The 19,003-nt window shown below is 58.6% G+C and carries 21 protein-coding genes (1 of these 21 cut by a window edge); 9 read left to right on the top strand and 12 right to left on the bottom strand.

Going from position 1 to position 19,003, the window contains the following annotated elements; all coding sequences use genetic code 11:
* On the bottom strand, positions 1 to 1,066 hold the 5' portion of the coding sequence (gene tyrS / locus ACYZT4_RS23760; RefSeq protein ID WP_461988777.1) for a tyrosine--tRNA ligase. Its footprint begins 134 nt before the window's first position; only the first 1,066 of its 1,200 coding nucleotides appear in the window; its start codon is at positions 1,064 to 1,066; its stop codon lies off the left edge, out of view.
* Between the two features lie 211 nt (positions 1,067 to 1,277).
* Here tyrS and ACYZT4_RS23755 point away from each other — a divergent pair, with 211 nt between their 5' ends.
* On the top strand, positions 1,278 to 2,696 hold the full coding sequence (locus tag ACYZT4_RS23755) for a peptidoglycan DD-metalloendopeptidase family protein (protein WP_461983258.1): 1,419 nt from the start codon (positions 1,278 to 1,280) through the stop codon (positions 2,694 to 2,696).
* Between the two features lie 3 nt (positions 2,697 to 2,699).
* Positions 2,700 to 3,791, top strand: coding sequence for an anhydro-N-acetylmuramic acid kinase (locus ACYZT4_RS23750; RefSeq protein ID WP_461983256.1), 1,092 nt, complete (start codon positions 2,700 to 2,702; stop codon positions 3,789 to 3,791).
* Positions 3,792 to 3,864: 73 nt separating this feature from the next.
* Here the strand turns inward: ACYZT4_RS23750 and erpA are convergent, their stop codons facing one another.
* Positions 3,865 to 4,215: an iron-sulfur cluster insertion protein ErpA gene (gene erpA, locus ACYZT4_RS23745; RefSeq protein WP_007947969.1), complete on the bottom strand. Its 351-nt coding sequence runs from the start codon at positions 4,213 to 4,215 to the stop codon at positions 3,865 to 3,867.
* A 168-nt stretch (positions 4,216 to 4,383) separates the two neighbouring features.
* Positions 4,384 to 5,418: an N-acetyl-gamma-glutamyl-phosphate reductase gene (argC, locus tag ACYZT4_RS23740; RefSeq protein WP_461983254.1), complete on the bottom strand. Its 1,035-nt coding sequence runs from the start codon at positions 5,416 to 5,418 to the stop codon at positions 4,384 to 4,386.
* Between the two features lie 135 nt (positions 5,419 to 5,553).
* On the opposite strand from argC, the gene hemJ reads away from it, so the two are divergent.
* The 6 genes from hemJ to coq7 all read left to right on the top strand — a co-directional run bounded on the left by hemJ (position 5,554) and on the right by coq7 (position 10,110).
* Positions 5,554 to 5,982, top strand: coding sequence for a protoporphyrinogen oxidase HemJ (hemJ, locus tag ACYZT4_RS23735; RefSeq protein ID WP_461983252.1), 429 nt, complete (start codon positions 5,554 to 5,556; stop codon positions 5,980 to 5,982).
* Positions 5,983 to 6,032: 50 nt separating this feature from the next.
* Complete coding sequence (locus ACYZT4_RS23730; protein WP_461983250.1) at positions 6,033 to 7,001, top strand: NAD(P)H-dependent flavin oxidoreductase; 969 nt, start codon at positions 6,033 to 6,035, stop codon at positions 6,999 to 7,001.
* Between the two features lie 92 nt (positions 7,002 to 7,093).
* Positions 7,094 to 8,098, top strand: coding sequence for a DUF805 domain-containing protein (locus ACYZT4_RS23725; RefSeq protein ID WP_461983248.1), 1,005 nt, complete (start codon positions 7,094 to 7,096; stop codon positions 8,096 to 8,098).
* 62 nt (positions 8,099 to 8,160) lie between these two features.
* A complete protein-coding gene (locus ACYZT4_RS23720) occupies positions 8,161 to 8,949 on the top strand; it encodes an SDR family NAD(P)-dependent oxidoreductase (protein WP_461983247.1) in 789 nt (262 codons plus the stop codon).
* Between the two features lie 80 nt (positions 8,950 to 9,029).
* Positions 9,030 to 9,368, top strand: coding sequence for a histidine triad nucleotide-binding protein (locus ACYZT4_RS23715; protein WP_094470373.1), 339 nt, complete (start codon positions 9,030 to 9,032; stop codon positions 9,366 to 9,368).
* A 94-nt stretch (positions 9,369 to 9,462) separates the two neighbouring features.
* Positions 9,463 to 10,110: a 2-polyprenyl-3-methyl-6-methoxy-1,4-benzoquinone monooxygenase gene (gene coq7 / locus ACYZT4_RS23710; protein ID WP_461983245.1), complete on the top strand. Its 648-nt coding sequence runs from the start codon at positions 9,463 to 9,465 to the stop codon at positions 10,108 to 10,110.
* A 64-nt stretch (positions 10,111 to 10,174) separates the two neighbouring features.
* Here the strand turns inward: coq7 and speD are convergent, their stop codons facing one another.
* Positions 10,175 to 10,969 carry an adenosylmethionine decarboxylase gene (speD, locus tag ACYZT4_RS23705; protein WP_461983243.1) on the bottom strand — a complete coding sequence of 265 codons (795 nt, stop codon included), beginning with the start codon at positions 10,967 to 10,969 and terminating at the stop codon, positions 10,175 to 10,177.
* A 239-nt stretch (positions 10,970 to 11,208) separates the two neighbouring features.
* Positions 11,209 to 11,631: an OsmC family protein gene (locus tag ACYZT4_RS23700; protein WP_008061600.1), complete on the bottom strand. Its 423-nt coding sequence runs from the start codon at positions 11,629 to 11,631 to the stop codon at positions 11,209 to 11,211.
* Between the two features lie 231 nt (positions 11,632 to 11,862).
* On the opposite strand from ACYZT4_RS23700, the gene crp reads away from it, so the two are divergent.
* Complete coding sequence (gene crp / locus ACYZT4_RS23695; protein ID WP_461983242.1) at positions 11,863 to 12,510, top strand: cAMP-activated global transcriptional regulator CRP; 648 nt, start codon at positions 11,863 to 11,865, stop codon at positions 12,508 to 12,510.
* Between the two features lie 9 nt (positions 12,511 to 12,519).
* Here the strand turns inward: crp and ACYZT4_RS23690 are convergent, their stop codons facing one another.
* The 7 genes from ACYZT4_RS23690 to rpe all read right to left on the bottom strand — a co-directional run bounded on the left by ACYZT4_RS23690 (position 12,520) and on the right by rpe (position 18,969).
* Positions 12,520 to 13,221, bottom strand: coding sequence for a lipoate--protein ligase family protein (locus tag ACYZT4_RS23690; protein WP_461983241.1), 702 nt, complete (start codon positions 13,219 to 13,221; stop codon positions 12,520 to 12,522).
* Between the two features lie 111 nt (positions 13,222 to 13,332).
* A complete protein-coding gene (gene trpC / locus ACYZT4_RS23685; protein ID WP_461983240.1) occupies positions 13,333 to 14,169 on the bottom strand; it encodes an indole-3-glycerol phosphate synthase TrpC in 837 nt (278 codons plus the stop codon).
* Complete coding sequence (gene trpD / locus ACYZT4_RS23680; protein ID WP_461983239.1) at positions 14,166 to 15,215, bottom strand: anthranilate phosphoribosyltransferase; 1,050 nt, start codon at positions 15,213 to 15,215, stop codon at positions 14,166 to 14,168. The genes trpC and trpD overlap by 4 nt, the downstream gene beginning before the upstream one ends.
* 9 nt (positions 15,216 to 15,224) lie before the next feature.
* Positions 15,225 to 15,818, bottom strand: coding sequence for an aminodeoxychorismate/anthranilate synthase component II (locus tag ACYZT4_RS23675; RefSeq protein ID WP_461983238.1), 594 nt, complete (start codon positions 15,816 to 15,818; stop codon positions 15,225 to 15,227).
* Positions 15,819 to 15,926: 108 nt separating this feature from the next.
* Positions 15,927 to 17,408, bottom strand: coding sequence for an anthranilate synthase component I (gene trpE / locus ACYZT4_RS23670; RefSeq protein WP_461983237.1), 1,482 nt, complete (start codon positions 17,406 to 17,408; stop codon positions 15,927 to 15,929).
* 71 nt (positions 17,409 to 17,479) lie between these two features.
* Positions 17,480 to 18,298 carry a phosphoglycolate phosphatase gene (locus tag ACYZT4_RS23665; RefSeq protein WP_461983236.1) on the bottom strand — a complete coding sequence of 273 codons (819 nt, stop codon included), beginning with the start codon at positions 18,296 to 18,298 and terminating at the stop codon, positions 17,480 to 17,482.
* Positions 18,295 to 18,969, bottom strand: coding sequence for a ribulose-phosphate 3-epimerase (rpe, locus tag ACYZT4_RS23660; protein ID WP_008035979.1), 675 nt, complete (start codon positions 18,967 to 18,969; stop codon positions 18,295 to 18,297). Before rpe ends, ACYZT4_RS23665 begins: the two co-directional genes overlap by 4 nt.
* Between the last annotated feature and the right edge of the window lie 34 nt (positions 18,970 to 19,003).

Here is a 19,003-nt window from a genome sequence, read left to right as displayed (position 1 = left end):
CACGCGCCACCGCCGAGTTCTTCACCAAGCCCGCCTTATTAAGGACAGCCGCGATCGGCATATCTTCAGTGGCGATCAACTCAACTTCCGGCAGGACATCCGGTAGCTCACCATCTTTCATTCGGTTGCCCGCCGCACGGTGGGCATTGGCCGCAGCCTCCTCACCATGGAAGCGCGCAACGATCTCTTCAGCCAATTTGATCTTGATGTCGCGCGGGTTGGCACCCGCCTCGACATCGGCGCGCAACGCATTGATCTCTTCCATGGAGCGGAAGCTAAGCAACTCGAAGTAACGCCACATCAGCGCATCAGGAATGGAAACCAGCTTGCTGTACATCACACCCGGCGCTTCCTGGATGCCAACGTAGTTGCCCAAGGACTTGGACATCTTCTTCACGCCATCCAGACCTTCAAGCAGCGGCATGGTCAGAATGCATTGAGGCTCCTGACCATAACCGCGCTGTAGCTCCCGCCCCATCAGCAAGTTGAATTTCTGGTCGGTCCCGCCCAGCTCTACATCCGCGCGCAAAGCGACCGAGTCATAACCCTGAACCAAAGGATAGAGAAACTCATGGATGGCGATTGGCTGGTTGGTCGTGTAGCGCTTGTCGAAGTCATCGCGCTCGAGCATGCGAGCGACGGTGTATTGCGAAGTCAGGCGAATGAAGTCTGCCGGACCCATCTGATCCATCCAGGTGGAGTTGAACGCCACCTCGGTCTTGGCGGGATCGAGAATCTTGAACACCTGAGTCTTGTAGGTCTCGGCATTCTCGAGAACCTGTTCGCGAGTCAGCGGGGGACGCGTCGCGCTTTTGCCACTAGGGTCACCGATCATCCCGGTGAAGTCACCTATAAGGAAGATCACCTGATGCCCCAACTCTTGGAACTGACGCAGCTTATTAATAAGCACGGTGTGACCCAGGTGCAAATCCGGCGCGGTCGGATCGAAGCCTGCTTTGATACGTAGCGGCTGGCCACGCTTGAGCTTTTCGATCAGCTCGGACTCGACCAACAGTTCTTCCGCACCACGTTTAATCAGCGCTAGCTGCTCTTCAACCGACTTCATAACAGACCCGCAAGGCTCGAATTCAAAGGGAACCAACCATACAAGATCACGCGTCAAATACAAAGTTTGGCCGGCGCAATGACGCCAATCCGCCGGCAGAGTGACCACGGACTTGCTTCAGAGATGATTTGGTTATATTTTATACAGTTATTTCATCTTCATCATGTCATTCATCTTTTCCAATTCATCTTTTTCAAAGTCAAAATTACCTATGACCCAAGAATCGTCTAAAGCGCCACCGCTTTACCCGAAGACCCATCTGCTCGCAGCAAGTGGTATCGCCGCCCTTCTGAGCCTGGCGCTTCTGGTATTTCCTTCCAGTGATGTAGAAGCCAAAAAGACCACCCTGAGCCTTGAACTGGAAAGCCCTGCTGAACAACTGTCACAAGACCAAGACGCCGCAGATGCTGCACAAGCCACAAATGAGCCGGTAACTTCCCCCTTCGCACAGATTGAAAACAGCGAGGAAGAGTCCCAGGAAACCGCCGAGGCTGCTCCGGCGCCGGTTGTCGAAGAAAAGAAGGGCCCCAATCACAGGGAAGTGACCGTTGCCAAAGGCGACACACTTTCCACGTTGTTCGAGAAAGTCGGCCTTCCTGCCACTTCGGTGCATGAAGTTTTGGCCAGCGACAAACAGGCCAAGCAATTCAGCCAACTCAAGCATGGCCAGAAACTCGAATTCGAACTCAATCCCCAAGGCCAACTGACTAACCTGCACAGCAAAGTCAGCGACCTCGAAAGCATTACCCTAACCAAGAACGACAAGGGTTACGTCTTCAACCGCATCACCGCCAAGCCAACCGTCCGTTCCGCCTATGCGCATGGCGTGATCAACAGTTCGCTCTCGCAATCCGCTGCTCGCGCAGGTCTGTCCCATAGCCTGACCATGGACATGGCCAGCGTGTTCGGCTACGACGTCGACTTCGCCCAGGATATTCGCCAGGGAGACGAGTTCGACGTCATCTACGAGCAGAAAGTCGTGAACGGCAAGGCAGTCGGTAACGGGCCAATTCTGTCCGCGCGCTTCACCAGCCGCGGCAAAACGTACACCGCCGTGCGTTACACCAATAAACAAGGCAACAGCAGCTACTACACCGCTGACGGCAACAGCATGCGCAAGGCATTTATCCGCACGCCGGTAGATTTCGCCCGCATCAGCTCGAAGTTCTCCATGGGCCGTAAACACCCGATCCTGAACAAGATCCGCGCCCACAAAGGTGTCGATTACGCTGCTCCGCGCGGCACGCCAATCAAAGCGGCTGGTGACGGAAAAGTTTTGTTGGCCGGCCGTCGCGGCGGTTACGGCAATACTGTGATCATTCAGCACGGCAGCACCTATCGCACGCTTTACGGGCACATGCAGGGTTTTGCCAAAGGTGTCCAGACCGGCAGCTCCGTCAAGCAGGGTCAGGTGATTGGCTACATCGGAACGACTGGCCTTTCAACTGGACCGCATCTGCATTACGAATTCCAGGTCAATGGCGTGCACGTCGATCCACTGGGTCAAAAAGTGGCGATGGCCGATCCGATTTCCAAGGCAGAGCGGGCACGCTTCCTCGCGCAAAGTCAGCCGCTGATGGCGCGAATGGACCAAGAGAAGTCGACCCAACTGGCTTCGAGCAAGCGCTAAACCATGACCCTCTATATAGGCGTGATGTCCGGAACCAGCCTTGATGGACTGGACATTGCGCTGGTCGAGCTGACACCGGCGATCAATCTGATCGCCACGCACTACATTCCCATGCCTGATTCCCTGCGCGCCGAACTGCTTGCCTTGTGCGCCAGCGGCCCGGACGAGATTGCCCGCTCCGCCATCGCCCAACAGCACTGGGTGAAGCTCGCGGCACAAGGTATTCACACCCTGCTCGATCAACAAAACCTGAAACCCAAAGACATTCGCGCGATTGGCAGCCACGGCCAGACCATACGCCACGAGCCGGCGCGCGGTTTCACGGTGCAAATCGGCAACCCTGCCCTGCTGACGGAATTGACCGGCATCACCGTAGTCAGCGACTTTCGCAGCCGCGACGTAGCGGCTGGCGGCCAAGGCGCTCCACTGGTTCCAGCCTTCCACGAAGCACTGTTTGACGAACAGGCTGGCAATCGTGCCGTCCTGAACGTTGGCGGCTTCAGTAACCTAAGCCTGATTGAACCCGGTAAACCTGTGGCGGGTTTCGACTGCGGCCCGGGGAATGTATTGCTGGATGCCTGGATTCATCAGCAGCGCGGCGACAACTTTGATCGCGATGGCCAATGGGCTGCCAGTGGCAAGGTTGAGCCAGTATTGTTGAATGCATTGCTCAGCGATCCATTTTTCGTGACCAAGGGCCCGAAAAGCACCGGTCGCGAAGTGTTCAACCTGGCATGGCTGACACAACACCTTTCGTCATTGCCGACGATTGCTGCAGAAGATGTACAGGCTACGCTGCTGGAACTGACCGCGCTGACGATCATTGAATCGCTGCAGAGCGCTCAATCGGACACTCGAGAGCTGCTGGTCTGCGGTGGCGGCGCGCACAACGCCACGCTCATGAGCCGCCTGACCAGCCTTCTACCCAACGCGACCGTCAGCAGCACAGCGACTCACGGGGTCGACCCCGACTGGGTCGAAGCCATGGCCTTCGCATGGCTCGCCCACTGCTGCCTTCAAGGGATCGCAGCCAATCGCCCAAGCGTCACTGGCGCCCGCGGCCTGCGCGTACTCGGCGCCATCTATCCGGCCTGATACGAAACCGCAGACAGCAAAACGCCGCAGAACCCTCAAGCCATGCGGCGTTTGATAATGCGGTGAAGCGCGATCAGATCGAGAACGAAGAACCGCAGCCACAGGTGGTGCTTGCGTTTGGATTCTTGATCACGAAACGCGAACCTTCCAGGCCTTCCTGATAATCCACCTCGGCGCCTGCCAGGTACTGGAAGCTCATCGGGTCAACGACCAGACTCACGCCCTCGCGCTCGACAATGGTGTCGTCATCGGCCACTTCTTCATCGAAGGTGAAGCCGTACTGAAAACCTGAACAACCGCCGCCCGTAACGAATACGCGCAGCTTCAAGCGATCATTCCCCTCTTCATCGACCAGGCTTTTCACCTTGTGCGCGGCACCGTGGGTGAATTGCAAAGCGGTGGGGGTGAAGGATTCGACGCTCATGCTGACTATCTCCCGGCGTTACGCCGCCATAATGCGTGATGACGCGCATTATCCGCTTCTCCTAGAAAAGCGGTCAACTATTGTTACGGTATATCAATAAACCCGATTGCCGGTCCTCGATGCAAACAGGCCCGTCCGACGGGCCTTTTTGCTGAGTAGGATAAAGCCTTACGGCAACATGCCGGCATGGGACAAGCCCAGGCGCTCATCCAGGCCGAACAGGATGTTCAGGTTCTGTACCGCCTGACCCGACGCACCTTTGACCAGGTTGTCGATCACCGACAACACCACCACCAGATCGCCATCCTGAGGACGATGCACAGCGATACGGCAAACGTTAGCCCCACGCACGCTGCGGGTTTCCGGATGGCTGCCCGCCGGCATCACATCGACGAACGGTTCGTTGGCATAACGCTTTTCAAACAGCGCCTGCAGGTCCACCGAGCGATCGACGACCGTTGCGTAAAGCGTAGAGTGAATGCCGCGAATCATCGGTGTCAGGTGCGGAACAAAGGTCAGGCCGACGTCCTTGCCTGCTGCAAGCCGCAGCCCCTGGCGAATTTCCGGCAGGTGACGATGACCTTTGACTGCGTAGGCCTTCATGCTTTCCGACGTTTCGGAGTACAGCGAACCTACGGCAGCGCCACGCCCGGCACCGCTGACGCCCGACTTGCAGTCAGCGATCAAGCGCGTGGTATCGGCCAGACCGGCCTCGATCAATGGCAGGAATCCCAATTGCGTGGCGGTCGGGTAGCAACCGGGTACGGCGATCAGGCGAGCCTGTTTGATCCGCTCGCGATTGACTTCCGGCAAGCCATAGACCGCTTCCTCCAGCAGTTGCGGCGCGCCGTGCGGCTGGCCGTACCACTTGGCCCACTCATCGGCGTCTTGCAGACGGAAGTCCGCCGACAGGTCGATGACCTTGGTCCCGGCCGCCAACAGCTCACCGGCCAAAGCGTGTGCAACACCGTGAGGCGTAGCGAAGAATACGACGTCGCAGGCACCTAGCGTCTTGATGTCCGGAACACTGAACGCCAGGCCATCGTAATGACCGCGCAGGTTCGGGTACAGATCAGCCACGGCCAGACCGGCCTCGGATCGGGAAGTGATCACCACCACTTCTGCCTGCGGATGCTGCGCCAACAGACGCAGCAGTTCGACACCGGTGTAACCCGTGCCGCCGACGATACCGACCTTGACCATAAACCTGCCCTCAACGAACCCACTGGAAAGCCGTCGATAATAGGGCCCGTATCGCCCTGCGACAACCGGCAAGGTGACGTGCGGCCGCTCAAGCCTCTACTATCCGGGCTACCGTGAACCTGGGAATAACTCAAAATGCTTTATCTGTGGCTCAAAGCGCTTCATATCGTCAGCATGGTCTGCTGGTTTGCCGGCCTGTTCTACTTGCCGCGCCTGTTCGTCTACCACGCCCAAAGCGATGACACCGTCAGCAAGGAACGCTTCAGCCTCATGGAGCGCAAGCTGTACCGCGGCATCATGGGCCCGGCAATGATTGCCACGCTGATCTTCGGTATCGCACTGATCTACCTCAACCCCAGCATCTTCACTCAGGGCGCCTGGATTCACGCGAAGTTGACCCTGGTGGTGATCCTGATCGGCTACCACCACATGTGCGGCGCGCAGGTGAAACGTTTTGCCCGTGGCGAGAACACCCGCAGCCATGTCTTTTATCGCTGGTTCAATGAAGTGCCGGTTCTGATATTGCTGGCTATCGTCATTCTGGTCGTCGTTCGGCCGTTCTGAGTTCCATCAGCACCCGTCTTCAATTTGCACCACTCATCGGGGTACTTCCAATGTCGCTGCCCGCTCTGCTCGAACAACGTTTGCGTTTGCCCGTCGTGGCGGCGCCGATGTTTCTGATTTCCAACCCACAATTGGTGCTCGCCTGCTGCCGCAATGGCGTGGTCGGCAGCTTTCCCGCGTTGAACCAGCGTGAGAGCAGCGGCTTCAAGGCCTGGCTGCAAGAGATCGAAGCAGGCCTGGCGACGCTGGAGAACCCGGCGCCTTACGCGGTGAACCTGATCGTCCACAACAGCAATCCAAGGCTTCAAGCGGATCTGGATATCTGCATCGAGCACAAAGTGCCTATCATCATTACCAGTCTTGGCGCCGTGAAAGAACTGGTGGATGCCGTCCACAGCTACGGCGGCCTGGTGTTCCATGATGTGACCACTCGCCGCCATGCCGAGAAAGCCGCCGAAGCCGGTGTCGATGGCTTGATCGCCGTGGCCGCTGGTGCCGGTGGTCACGCCGGCACTTGGAGTCCGTTCTCGCTGATTGCGGAGATCCGCCAGTTCTTCGACAAGACCCTCCTGCTGGCAGGTTGCCTGAACCACGGCCATGAGATTCTCGCTGCGCAAGTGCTTGGTGCGGATCTGGCCTACTTCGGTACGCGATTTATCGGCACCACGGAAAGCCATGCGCCTGACGCCTATAAAGAGATGCTGCTGACGTCCAGAGCCGCAGATATCGTCCATACGCCCGCGGTGTCGGGCGTGCCGGCGAGCTTTATGCGGCAGAGCCTGGAAGCGGCCGGTTTCGACATGGCGGCGCTGCAAAACAAGGGCGATGTCAATTTCGGCTCCAAGCTCAAGCCCTTGAGTGATGAAGCCAAAGCCTGGAAAACCGTGTGGTCCGCCGGCCAAGGCGTCGGCGAAATCGATGACTTGCCGAGCGTTGATCAACTGATCGCCCGGCTGGACGCTGAATACCGCAAAGCACAGGAACTGGTGGCGCAGTTGCCAAAGCGCTGGCCGCGCTGAGATGAAAGCTTGGCCAGCCCCTACCGGCTGGCCTTACACTTGATGCCTGCAACATTCTCTATCTCAAATACTCGCGACAAGGATGCCTCGCAATGAGCGACACCCGTTTCAAGATCGTATTCGACGGCGCTCTGCTGCCGGGCGTTGACGTTACCACTGCGAAACTCAATCTCGCCGATTTGTTCAAAAGCGATGTGGCTGCGATCGAACGCTTGTTCAGTGGCCGACCTGTCGCGCTCAAACGTGACCTGTCACACGCCGATGCCCAGACGTATCTCCAGGCGTTGACCAAGACCGGTATCGATGCACGGATCGAAAGCGAGCCGTCCATTGAATTGAACCTGTCCGACGTTCACGAGCCCTCTCCCGCCCCTATCCCTATCCCTACCCCGGGCCAATGGGCATCGGCCGATACAGAATCTCCTTATGCGCCACCGCGCGCGCCAGTCGGCGAGGCGGTACCGGCGTTCGGCACGCTCAAGGCGTTCACCTCCAACGGACGCATCGGCCGCTTGCGCTATCTGGCGTGGACGATGGCGTTGATGCTGGTACTGATGGGCGTCACCGGCGTATTCGTTTCCATCGGTTTGTCGCTCATTGCCTTGACCTCGACTGTCGGCCTGGTGATCGGCGGGCTGGTCGGGGCCGCGCTGTGCATGGCGTTCCTTATCGTCAGCGTTCAGATCAGCATTCAACGTCTACATGACCTCGGCTGGTCCGGCTGGTTGTATCTGCTGACTCTGGTGCCATTCGTGGGCGGTCTTTTCCCTATTTTACTCGCGGTACTGCCGGGCAATGCCACAGCCAACCAATACGGCGCACCGCCACCGGCCAACACCACCGCAGTAAAGGTACTTTGTGCAATTTGGCTGCTATTTGTCGCCGTTGTCTCCATTGGCGCACTCACCGGCGGTATCGGCGCCCTGCAAAATGAATACGAAAGCACCACCGAGAGCAGCTACGACAGTGGCTCGGTCACTACCGATGAAGTGGAAGTCGCGCCGGCTGCAGAGGCTGAAGCACCTGAGCCAGTGCCGGATTCCGCAGACGATGAAGCCGAAGAAGCCCCGGCCCCTGTAGACTCTGCGAAAGAATGAACAGCGCTCCCCGCCCGTGACACCTGCGTCGCCGGCGCGGCGCGGTTGCGATGGAGAACTGCATGACCCGTTACGCTCTGATCACTGGCGCTTCCAGTGGCATCGGCCTGGCGATGGCCGAAGCGCTGGCCCGCCGTGGCCGCAGCCTGATTCTGGTGGCCCGACAGCGTGATCAGCTGGAAACTATTGCAATTGAACTGACCCAACGCTTTGGCGTGGAGGTGTTGTTCCGTGCCTGCGACCTGGGCGAACCGCTGCGGCTGTCCGGCTTCCTGCTGGAACTGGAGGAAGGTGACCGACAGATCGACTTGCTGGTCAACTGCGCCGGCATCGGTACCTGCGGTCCGTTTCTGGCGCAGGACTGGATGACTGAGCAAGACCTGATCGAAGTGAACATCCTCGCCCTGACTCGCCTGTGCCACGCCATCGGCAACAGCATGGCGTTGCAAGGTGGCGGGCAAATCCTCAATGTCGCCTCGGTCGCCGCGTTCCAGCCCGGCCCGTGGATGAGCACTTACTACGCCAGCAAGGCGTATGTGCTGCATTTTTCCGAAGGGTTGCGCGTCGAGCTGAAGAAATGCGCGGTCAAGGTATCCGTGCTCTGTCCCGGGCCAACCCGCACGGCGTTTTACCACACCGCACAACTGGACACGGTCAAGCTGGTCAACAGCAAACTGCTGATGAGCCCCGAGGAAGTTGCGCTCTACGCCGTGCGGGCGCTGGAGAAAAACCGCGCAATCATAATCCCCGGTCGACGCAACCGCTGGTTCGCCTTCCTGCCGCGACTCGGTTCGCGCTGGCTGAACCGGACAATTACCGGCATGGTCAACAAAGCCTACTGCCCGCGCTGATCAGCCCTACGGCAAAACACTGGGCGGGTGCATTCCTCATGAGTACACTCAGGCAAGCCCAAACAACGGAGAAAACAGCTGTGGATACTCTGTTCACCAAGATCATCAACCGGGAAATCCCGGCGAAGATCATTTACGAGGACGACCAGGTACTGGCCTTCCACGACATCGCCCCACAGGCACCCGTGCATTTTCTGGTGATCCCGAAGAAGGCTGTGCGTACCCTCAACGATCTCACCGAAGACGACAAGGCACTGGCCGGGCATATTCTGTTCACTGCCCAGCGGCTTGCACTGGAACTGGGCTGCGAAGAAGGTTTCCGTGTGGTCATGAATTGCAATGAGTTGGGTGGGCAGACCGTCTATCACATTCACATGCACGTGCTGGGTCAGCGCCAGATGCACTGGCCGCCGGGTTGATTTCAAAGCCGCCCCTGCGGCGCAATGACCCAGCGCAAACCTTCCCCGGCCGATTGGGTTAAACTGGCCGCCGAGATTCTTTCCGGAGGTCAGCATGACTACCCAACGTCACTACTCGCCGATTGACCGACTTCTGCTGCAAGCCGATGCCGCGATGCGTACCCTGCTGCCCTTTAGTGGCCAGCCGTACCGTCCATCCCCTGCGATCGTGCAGCCTGAAGCGCAGATGAGCGACGAAGACACGCGGCACGTGGCCGGGTTGATGCGCATCAACCACACCGGCGAAGTCTGCGCCCAAGCGTTGTATCAGGGCCAGGCCCTGACCGCCAAGCTGCCGCACGTGCGCGCCGCCATGGAGCATGCCGCCGAAGAAGAGATCGATCACCTTGTCTGGTGCGAACAACGCATCAAGCAGTTGGGCAGCCATACCAGCATTCTCAATCCTCTGTTTTATGGCATGTCGTTCGGGATTGGTGCCGTGGCCGGGTTGATCAGCGATAAAGTCAGCCTGGGTTTCGTCGCTGCGACTGAACATCAGGTGTGCAAGCACTTGAATGAGCACCTTGAGCAATTGCCGGCCGAGGACGAAAAGTCCCGGGCGATTCTTGAGCAGATGCGCATTGATGAAGAGCATCATGCCGAGAGCGCACTGGATGCGGGTGGTTTTCGGTTTCCGGCACCGGTGAAGTTCGGGATGAGTGTGTTGGCCAAGGTGATGACCAAGAGTACGTACCGGATCTGACCTATATCCCAAACAAAAAAAGGCGACTGCCGTGAGGTAGTCGCCTTTTTTGTGTTCGAAAATCTTAGGTCGGCATGTTGCGCGCGTAGAAGATTTCGAGCATTTCGTGTTTCACACGGTCCGTCACCTGGGCACGTTGCTCAGAGGACAGGCTGTTGGTTGCGTCGCCGAACAGGTAGTTATCCAGTTCGAAGTTCTTCAACAGCATTTTGGTGTGGAACAGGTTTTCCTGGTACACGTTGACGTCGGTCATCTGATACGCGTCGCGGGTATCTTCCGACAGGTAGTTCTGGATCGAGTTGATCTCGTGATCGATGAAGTGCTTGTTACCTTCGACGTCACGGGTGAAGCCGCGCACACGGTAATCCACGGTCACGATGTCTGAATCGAACTGGTGAATCAGGAAGTTGAGCGCTTTAAGCGGTGAAATGACGCCACAGGTCGACACGTCAATGTCCACACGGAAGGTCGCAATGCCGTCGTCCGGATGGATTTCCGGATAGGTGTGCACCGTGATGTGGCTCTTGTCGAGGTGGGCCAGGATGATTTCGGGCAGCGGGCCCGGGGACTCTTCGATCTGGCTTTCAGTCGGGGTCACCGGCTCTTCCGAGATCAGAATCGTGACGCTGGCGCCCTGCGGGTCGTAGTCCTGACTGGCAATGTTCAGGATGTTGGCACCAATGATATCGACAACTTCCGTGAGGATCTGCGTCAGGCGTTTCGCGTTGTACTCTTCATTGATGTACTCGACGTACGCCTGCTGGTCTTGCGGGGTTTCCGCATAGCAGATGTCATAGATGTTGAAGCTCAAGGTCTTTGTCAGGTTATTGAACCCGTGGAGCTTGAGTTTGCTTTTCACCGTTAAAAACTCTCTATGTATTGCGGCCCGGGCCGCGTGATCAAGCATGCCCGTCAGATGCGAACGACGCACCTGCGTAGGACGGTTAACACCTCTTCGCGATGGCGATTTTGGTTGTCTGTTCGGGCCAGCGGTCTGTCGACTGACGGACCACTACCCTGAAAAAAGTGGCGCATTATGCAGACGTCAGCTTGGGATCGCCAGAGTCTGCACTGCTTTTATGATAGTTGAATGTCGATTCAACCGAGTTCGATGATCTCGTAATCGTGCGTAATCTCTACACCCGCCGCGCCAAGCATGATCGACGCCGAGCAATACTTCTCGGCAGACAGCTCGATAGCACGTTTGACCTGGGCTTCTTTCAGGCCGCGGCCCTTGACCACGAAGTGCATGTGGATCTTGGTGAAGACCTTCGGGTCCTCCGTCGCGCGTTCGGCTTCGAGGAAAGCTTCGCAGCTTTCAACGGCCTGACGGGACTTCTTGAGGATGCTGACCACATCGAAATTGCTGCAACCGCCAACACCGAGCAGGAGCATTTCCATCGGCCGGACACCCAGGTTACGACCACCGGCATCGGGCGGCCCGTCCATGACCACGACATGACCGCTGCCGGATTCGCCGAGGAACATGGCTTCGCCAGCCCATTGGATGCGTGCCTTCATCGCCAAGACTCCACTGTCTAAAAAAGGGTCGCCAGCTTAGCACAGGGGCCTTGATTGACAGCGCTCCCCTTCCTAGGACATAACCGTCTGCTTTGTAGGTAAATTCTTAAATACTGCAGGAAGTGTCCTGTTAAGCTGACGCCAATTCGCTGGCGCGTCGCCAGCTTCGCAGCAACCTCAGCGTCTCATAAGAAAACCAAACACACCGCGCAGTCTTTTCGGGATACAACCATGGTTGCTATTACCCCCCCTACACCCAAAATCAAGAACCTCGACAAGTTGCTGATGCATTGTCAGCGCCGTCGTTATGCGGCCAAGAGCAACATCATCTGTGCTGGCGACCGCTCTGAGACGCTGTTTTTCATAATCAAAGGCTCGGTCACCATCCTGATCGAGGACGACGACGGTCGTGAAATGATCGTTGCTTACCTCAACACCGGGGATTTTTTCGGTGAGCTGGGCCTGTTTGAACAAGCCGGCCTCGAACAGGAGCGCAGCGCCTGGGTGCGCGCCAAGATCGAATGCGAAGTCGCGGAAATCAGCTACGCGAAATTCCGCGAGTTGTCCCTGCTAGATCCGGACATTCTTTACGTAGTCAGCGGACAAATCGCACAACGCTTGCGTAACACCACGCGCAAGGTTGGTGACCTGGCGTTCTTCGATGTCACCGGTCGCGTTGCCCGCTGCCTGCTGGAGTTGTGCAAGCAGCCAGACGCCATGACCCACCCCGACGGCATGCAAATCAAGGTGACCCGTCAGGAAATAGGACGGATTGTCGGGTGTTCCCGGGAGATGGTCGGGCGCGTACTCAAAGATCTGGAAGAACGCAACCTGGTGGATGTCAAAGGCAAGACCATGGTGGTTTTCGGTACACGCTAACCGTGAGCGTTAAGCCCTGAATACGTCTGCCTGCAACTGGCGATAGCGCGCGTCGAGTCTTTCCAGCGAATCCGGCGCAGCATACTTCTCATGCAGCGCGATGTGGCTTTCAGCGCGAACCCGCTGCTCCAGGCCGCACGCCTCGTTGAAGCGATTGACCGCCGCGACCATTGATTCCCGTTCGTTATCCAGCAACATGGCGCCGTGTACCAACCCGACGGGGCGCGAGCCGCCCTGGCTCTGGCGCCAGCGTTGCGCGGTGCCGACCATCTTGCGACCGTCGAGGTTGACGTTGAAACGGCCGTCGCAAAATGCCCCGTCCACTTCACCCAACGACGAAATGCCGCCCAGTTCATCCAGTAACTGACAGATCGGGTCGCAGAGGCGGCGATACGCGGTTTCGATTCGGTTCACGTCGCCCTCGCTACGCGGCGGTGCGTAGACCAATGCAATGTTAAGGGTTGACGCGGATTGCGGCACGGGTTCTCCGCCGGTTTCACGCAAGAGAACCGGCCAACCGGCTGCGGCCGAGACTTCGCAGGCGGCTTCGAAACCGGGCAAGCGATTCAGGCGGCGTGGCATGACCAATGCGCGATCGCAGGGTTGCCAGAACAGCAGGCCGAATTCTGAGTCGCCGGTGCAGACCGAGGCCAACAGATCCTGTTCGGCCTGGAGGCCGGCTTCGATGGTCAGGGAGATGGGCTGGGCCATTAATGACTCCGTAAGATATGAAGTCTTGGGGACATGACGGCCCCTTCATCGGAACGCCGCCCGGGGCAAGCCCGCTCTCACAGGGAATCGGGTTGCCCGCGAAGATGAAGGTTAGTCGAGTGTAGAACCACTCAACGCTGCACCGCGCTCCGGGAAGAACAGCCGCTGCAGCTCGGTGCCAGGGCTTTCGGCGCGCATGAACGCCTCGCCCACCAGGAATGCATACACTTCGCTGATTTCCATCAGCTCGACGTCAGCCCGGTTGAGGATGCCGCTTTCAGTGATCACCAGACGATCGCGCGGAATTCGCGGCAACAAATCGAGGGTAACTTCGAGGCTGACGTCGAAGGTGTGCAAATTGCGGTTGTTCACGCCGACCAGCGGCGTGTCGAGGGTTTTCAAGGCCCGTTCCAGCTCGTCGCCATCGTGGACTTCCACTAGCACATCAAGGCCGACGCTCTTGGCCACGGCCGCCAGCTCGGCCATTTTCACGTCATCCAGTGCAGAGACGATCAACAGCACACAGTCGGCGCCCAACGCACGGGCTTCTAAGATCTGGTACGGATCGATCATGAAATCCTTGCGGATCACCGGCAGTTTGCACGCCGCCCGAGCCTGCTGCAGATACACATCAGCACCCTGGAAGTAATCGATGTCGGTGAGCACCGACAGGCAGGTCGCGCCGCCCTTCTCGTAACTTCGGGCAATGTCGGCAGGAACGAATTTCTCGCGAATCACGCCTTTGCTCGGCGACGCTTTCTTGATTTCAGCAATGACCGCCGGGTGTTTCAGTTTGGCTTGAGCAATCAGCGCCTTGGCAAAACCACGGGGTGCATCGGCCGCCTTGGCCAGACTTTCCAGCTCGGCCAGGCTCACACGAGCGCTACGCTCGGCGACTTCCTGGACTTTGCGCGCCAGAATGTTTTCCAGAACCGTCGGTACACTCATCCTTCATTCTCCACTTTGAATACCGCGGTAAATGCACCCAACTCTTCAAGTTTTTCCCGAGCGAGGCCGGTGTGCAGCGCATCGTGCGCCAAGGCAACGCCTTCTTTCAAACTGCTTGCCAGGTCGGCAGCGTACAGCGCGGCACCGGCATTGAGAACGATCATCTCGGCGGCTTTCTGACCGTTTTCGGTTTTGCGCTTGCCGAGGGCATCGCGAATCAACTCAAGGGACGCGGCCGGGCTTTCCACCGACAGACCGTGCAGGCTCTGGCTCTTCATGCCGAGGTCTTCCGGCTCGACCCAATATTCGGTGATCTGGTCGTTTTTCAATTCCGCGACGAACGTCGGCGCTGCCAGGCTGAACTCGTCCAGGCCATCCTTCGAATGCACCACCAGCACATGCTTGCTGCCCAAGCGTTGCAAGACTTCGGCCAACGGCCGGCACAGCGCCTGGCTGAACACGCCGACCACCTGATGTTTCACGCCAGCCGGATTCGTAAGCGGGCCAAGCATGTTGAACAAGGTGCGCAGACCCAACTCGCGACGCGGGCCGGCGGCGTACTTCATGGCACTGTGATGGGACTGGGCAAACATGAAACCGATGCCGACGTTGTCGATGCAGCGCGCCACTTGAACCGGCGTCAGGTTCAGATAGATACCCGCCGCCTCCAGCAAATCTGCACTGCCGCTTTTGCCCGACACCGCACGATTACCGTGCTTGGCCACGGTGCAACCCGCTGCTGCCACCACGAAGGAAGAAGCGGTGGAGACGTTGAAGATATTCGCACCGTCGCCGCCAGTGCCGACCACATCGACAACGCCGTCGAGGGTCTTGAGTTCGACCTTGTCCGCCAGCTCGCGCATCACGGACACGGCGCCGACGATCTCGTCGATGCTTTCGCTCTTCATGCGCATGGCCATCATGAACGCGCCGATCTGCGCGTCCGTGCATTGCCCGGTCATGATTTCGCGCATCACATCGCGCATTTCTTCGGTGCTGAGGTCAAGTTGCTCGACGATACGGCCCAGGGCTGTCTTGATATTCATAGAAAGTCCTTAGCGCGTGCCGCCGGTTTGTTTGAGGAAGTTGGCGAACAATTCGTGGCCCTGTTCGGTCAGGATAGACTCAGGGTGAAATTGCACGCCTTCGATGTTCAGCGTCTTGTGACGCAGGCCCATGATTTCGTCGACCGAGCCGTCTTCAAGCTGGGTCCACGCGGTCAGCTCCAGACAGTCAGGCAGCGTCTCACGCTTGACGATCAGCGAGTGATATCGCGTAACTGTCAGCGGATGATTCAGGCCTTCGAAAACGCCTTTGTCTTCGTGGAACACCGGGCTGGTCTTGCCGTGCATGACATGGCGGGCTCGAACCACGTCGCCGCCGAACGCCTGGCCGATGGACTGATGGCCCAGGCACACGCCGAGAATTGGCAACTTGCCGCCAAAATGCTTGATCACATCGATCGACACGCCCGCTTCGGTCGGCGTGCAAGGACCTGGGGAAACGACAATACGCTCAGGGTTGAGCGCTTCGATTTCGGCGATGGTCAGCTCATCGTTGCGCACGACTTTGACTTCGGCACCGAGCTCGCCGAGGTACTGCACAACGTTGTAGGTAAAAGAGTCGTAGTTATCGATCATCAGCAACATGGCTAAAGAACCTCTTGAATTCACTGACTATAAAGACTGACTTTAAATGAACGACGCGCAGCGCTGTGTCAGACACAGCTGACATGGCATACGGGGCACATTGTTGGGTCAGCTTTCCGGGGTTTGTTCAGCCAGGGCAACTGCACGGAACATGGCGCGACGCTTGTTCAGGGTTTCTTCCCATTCCAGCACCGGCACCGAGTCGGCGACGATGCCGCCACCGGCCTGCACGTGCAGTTCACCGTTCTTGATCACCGCGGTGCGAATGGCAATCGCGGTGTCCATGTTGCCGTTCCAGGCGAAGTAACCGACGGCGCCGCCGTAGACACCGCGCTTGACCGGTTCCAGCTCGTCGATGATTTCCATCGCGCGAATCTTCGGTGCGCCGGACAAAGTGCCCGCCGGCAGGATCGCCCGCAGTGCGTCCATCGCCGTCAGCCCGGCCTTCAACTGCCCGGTAACGTTGGAAACAATATGCATCACGTTGGAATAACGCTCGATCACCATTTTTTCGGTGAGCTTCACCGAGCCGATCTCCGACACGCGACCGGTGTCGTTACGACCCAGGTCGATCAGCATCAAATGTTCGGCGATTTCCTTGTCGTCGGACAGCAGGTCTTTTTCCAGGGCCAGATCCGCTTCTTCGTTCGCACCGCGCGGGCGCGTGCCGGCAATCGGGCGCACGGTAATCAGGTTGTCTTCAACCCGCACCAGCACTTCCGGCGAACTGCCGACGACGTGGAAGTCGCCGAAGTTGAAGAAGTACATATAAGGCGTCGGGTTGAAGCAACGCAGCGCGCGATACAAATCAATCGGCGCCGCCTTGAAGTCGATCGACATGCGCTGTGACGGCACGACCTGCATGCAGTCACCGGCGAGGATGTATTCCTTGATGGTGTCGACGGCTTTTTCGTAGTCGTTCTGGGTAAAACTGGAGCGGAACACCGGATCAGCCGATTGTTGCTTGCTGAAGTCCAGGCCGCGGCGCGGGGTGATCGGCTGGCGCAGTTTTTCCAGTAACTCTTCCAGGCGCGCGCGGCCTTGCTCGAAGGCATCTTCCTGCGCCGGGTCGGCGAGGACGATCGCGTGCATCTTGCCGGCGAGGTTGTCGAACACCACCACGGCGTCGGACACCATCAGCAGGATGTCCGGCACACCCAGCGGGTCAGGATTCGGGCATTTGCCCAGGCGCTTCTCGACATAGCGCACGCAGTCGTAACCGAAGTAACCCACCAGACCGCCGTTGAAACGCGGCAGGCCGGGGATGGTCGGGACGTTGTAGCGAGCCTTGAAGGCTTCGACGAAGGCCAGCGGATCCTCTGACTCGTGGCTTTCGATCTCGACGCCATCATGCGTCACGCTGATGTGATGGTCATGAACCCGCAGCACGGTGCGACACGGCAGGCCGATGATCGAATAGCGCCCCCACTTCTCCCCGCCTTGAACGGATTCGAGCAAGTAGGAATTGGGCTCGTCGGCCAGTTTCAGGTAGATAGACAGCGGCGTGTCGAAGTCGGCCAGGGTTTCGCAGGCAAGCGGGATGCGGTTATAGCCGGCAGCGGCCAAACGCAGGAATTCTTCGCGGATCATGGTGTAGCCTCGTGGCTTGAGGTGCTAACAGTCAGGTATGCAAACGCGCCGGGATACCGGCCAGGAACAAGTCAGGCGCGCCAACGCCAGCGGGCCAGGGCCTTGATGACTTTCATCCAGAGTTTGCGAGTGACCACCACGATGGCGTTTCCAGAAGGGGGTTGGACAGCGTCGGCCAACGTTATCTCAGCGGCCGGATCCAGGCAACCGGGAATTAGCTTGCGCAGGTCGTCGATGACCAGCGCCGGCGACTCTTCGGCAATCGGCCGGCCATGGTTGTAACCGTAACTGAGGGCCACGCACTTGACCCCCGCCGCCTTCGCCGCCAGCACATCACTGCGTGAATCGCCGACGAACAGCGACTGCGACGCCGGGATGTTGGCCATTTTCATCACGAAAAACAGCGCCGCCGGATCGGGTTTCTTTTGTGGCAGGGTGTCGCCGCCGATGATCCATTTGAAGTAGCGGCCGATCTTCATCTGATCCAGCAGCGGCGCGACGAAGCGCTCCGGCTTGTTGGTGATCAGCGCCATTTCCACGCCTTGTTTGTTCAGCCACTTGAGGGTGTCGCGCACGCCAGGGTAAACCACCGTCAGCTCGTGACCGTCCTCATAAAAGCCGTTGAACAATTCCAGGGCATGTTCGGCTTCGACCTCATCGACACCCTCGGCATCGATGTGGTTGGCCAGGGCCCGACGCACCAGCACGTGCACGCCATTACCGACCCAGTCACGTACCGATTCGATGCCGGCGGGTTGGCGCCCGAGTTTGAGCAGCATGTTGTCCACCGCCGCGGCGAGGTCCGGAACCGAGTCGACCAGCGTGCCGTCCAGATCGAACATCACCAGACGCGGCAAGCGGCCTGGGAACAGCTGCTCAAAGCCGCTCATGGGCGGGCCAGGGCCAGTTCGGAGCGCATCTTCTCGATCACTTCCTGGTAGTTCGGCGCATTGAAGATCGCCGAGCCAGCCACGAAGGTGTCGGCGCCGGCGGCGGCGATTTCACGGATGTTATTGACGTTCACGCCGCCATCGATTTCCAGGCGGATATCACGCCCGGACGCATCGATCAGCGCGCGGGCTTCACGCAGCTTGTCGAGGGTGCCGGGAATGAACTTCTGCCCGCCGAAGCCAGGGTTGACGCTCATCAGCAAGATCATGTCGACCTTGTCCATCACGTATTTGAGCACGTCCAGCGGAGTCGCCGGGTTGAACACCAGGCCCGACTTGCAGCCGCCTTCGCGTATCAATTGCAAGGAACGGTCGACGTGCTGCGTAGCTTCCGGGTGGAAGGTGATATAGGTCGCACCGGCTTCGATGAAGTCGCCGACGATGCGATCCACCGGGCTGACCATCAAGTGCGCGTCGATCGGTGCGGTCACGCCGTATTTGCGCAGCGCGGCACAGACCATCGGGCCGATGGTCAGGTTCGGCACGTAGTGGTTGTCCATGACATCGAAGTGCACGAAATCGGCGCCGGCGGCCAGAACGTTGTCTACTTCTTCACCCAGGCGGGCGAAGTCGGCGGAGAGAATCGACGGAGCAATGACGAAGGGCTGCATGACGCACCTTTTCTGAACAGAATCACGATGGCGC

Source organism: Pseudomonas sp. GB2N2, from assembly GCF_054897705.1.
This window is presented reverse-complemented; position numbering and strand designations above follow the sequence as displayed.

Bases quoted from the DNA above. Each gene is read 5' to 3' on its own strand.
- rpe (WP_008035979.1), bottom strand. From the start codon at position 18,969: ATGCAGCCCTTCGTCATTGCTCCGTCGATTCTCTCCGCCGACTTCGCC.
- ACYZT4_RS23665 (WP_461983236.1), bottom strand. From the start codon at position 18,298: ATGAGCGGCTTTGAGCAGCTGTTCCCAGGCCGCTTGCCGCGTCTGGTG.
- crp (WP_461983242.1), top strand. From the start codon at position 11,863: ATGGTTGCTATTACCCCCCCTACACCCAAAATCAAGAACCTCGACAAG.
- ACYZT4_RS23725 (WP_461983248.1), top strand. From the start codon at position 7,094: ATGAGCGACACCCGTTTCAAGATCGTATTCGACGGCGCTCTGCTGCCG.
- erpA (WP_007947969.1), bottom strand. From the start codon at position 4,215: ATGAGCGTCGAATCCTTCACCCCCACCGCTTTGCAATTCACCCACGGT.
- ACYZT4_RS23720 (WP_461983247.1), top strand. From the start codon at position 8,161: ATGACCCGTTACGCTCTGATCACTGGCGCTTCCAGTGGCATCGGCCTG.
- ACYZT4_RS23750 (WP_461983256.1), top strand. From the start codon at position 2,700: ATGACCCTCTATATAGGCGTGATGTCCGGAACCAGCCTTGATGGACTG.
- trpE (WP_461983237.1), bottom strand. From the start codon at position 17,408: ATGATCCGCGAAGAATTCCTGCGTTTGGCCGCTGCCGGCTATAACCGC.
- ACYZT4_RS23675 (WP_461983238.1), bottom strand. From the start codon at position 15,818: ATGTTGCTGATGATCGATAACTACGACTCTTTTACCTACAACGTTGTG.
- ACYZT4_RS23755 (WP_461983258.1), top strand. From the start codon at position 1,278: ATGACCCAAGAATCGTCTAAAGCGCCACCGCTTTACCCGAAGACCCAT.
- ACYZT4_RS23700 (WP_008061600.1), bottom strand. From the start codon at position 11,631: ATGAAGGCACGCATCCAATGGGCTGGCGAAGCCATGTTCCTCGGCGAA.
- coq7 (WP_461983245.1), top strand. From the start codon at position 9,463: ATGACTACCCAACGTCACTACTCGCCGATTGACCGACTTCTGCTGCAA.
- ACYZT4_RS23690 (WP_461983241.1), bottom strand. From the start codon at position 13,221: ATGGCCCAGCCCATCTCCCTGACCATCGAAGCCGGCCTCCAGGCCGAA.
- ACYZT4_RS23730 (WP_461983250.1), top strand. From the start codon at position 6,033: ATGTCGCTGCCCGCTCTGCTCGAACAACGTTTGCGTTTGCCCGTCGTG.
- argC (WP_461983254.1), bottom strand. From the start codon at position 5,418: ATGGTCAAGGTCGGTATCGTCGGCGGCACGGGTTACACCGGTGTCGAA.
- trpD (WP_461983239.1), bottom strand. From the start codon at position 15,215: ATGAATATCAAGACAGCCCTGGGCCGTATCGTCGAGCAACTTGACCTC.
- hemJ (WP_461983252.1), top strand. From the start codon at position 5,554: ATGCTTTATCTGTGGCTCAAAGCGCTTCATATCGTCAGCATGGTCTGC.
- trpC (WP_461983240.1), bottom strand. From the start codon at position 14,169: ATGAGTGTACCGACGGTTCTGGAAAACATTCTGGCGCGCAAAGTCCAG.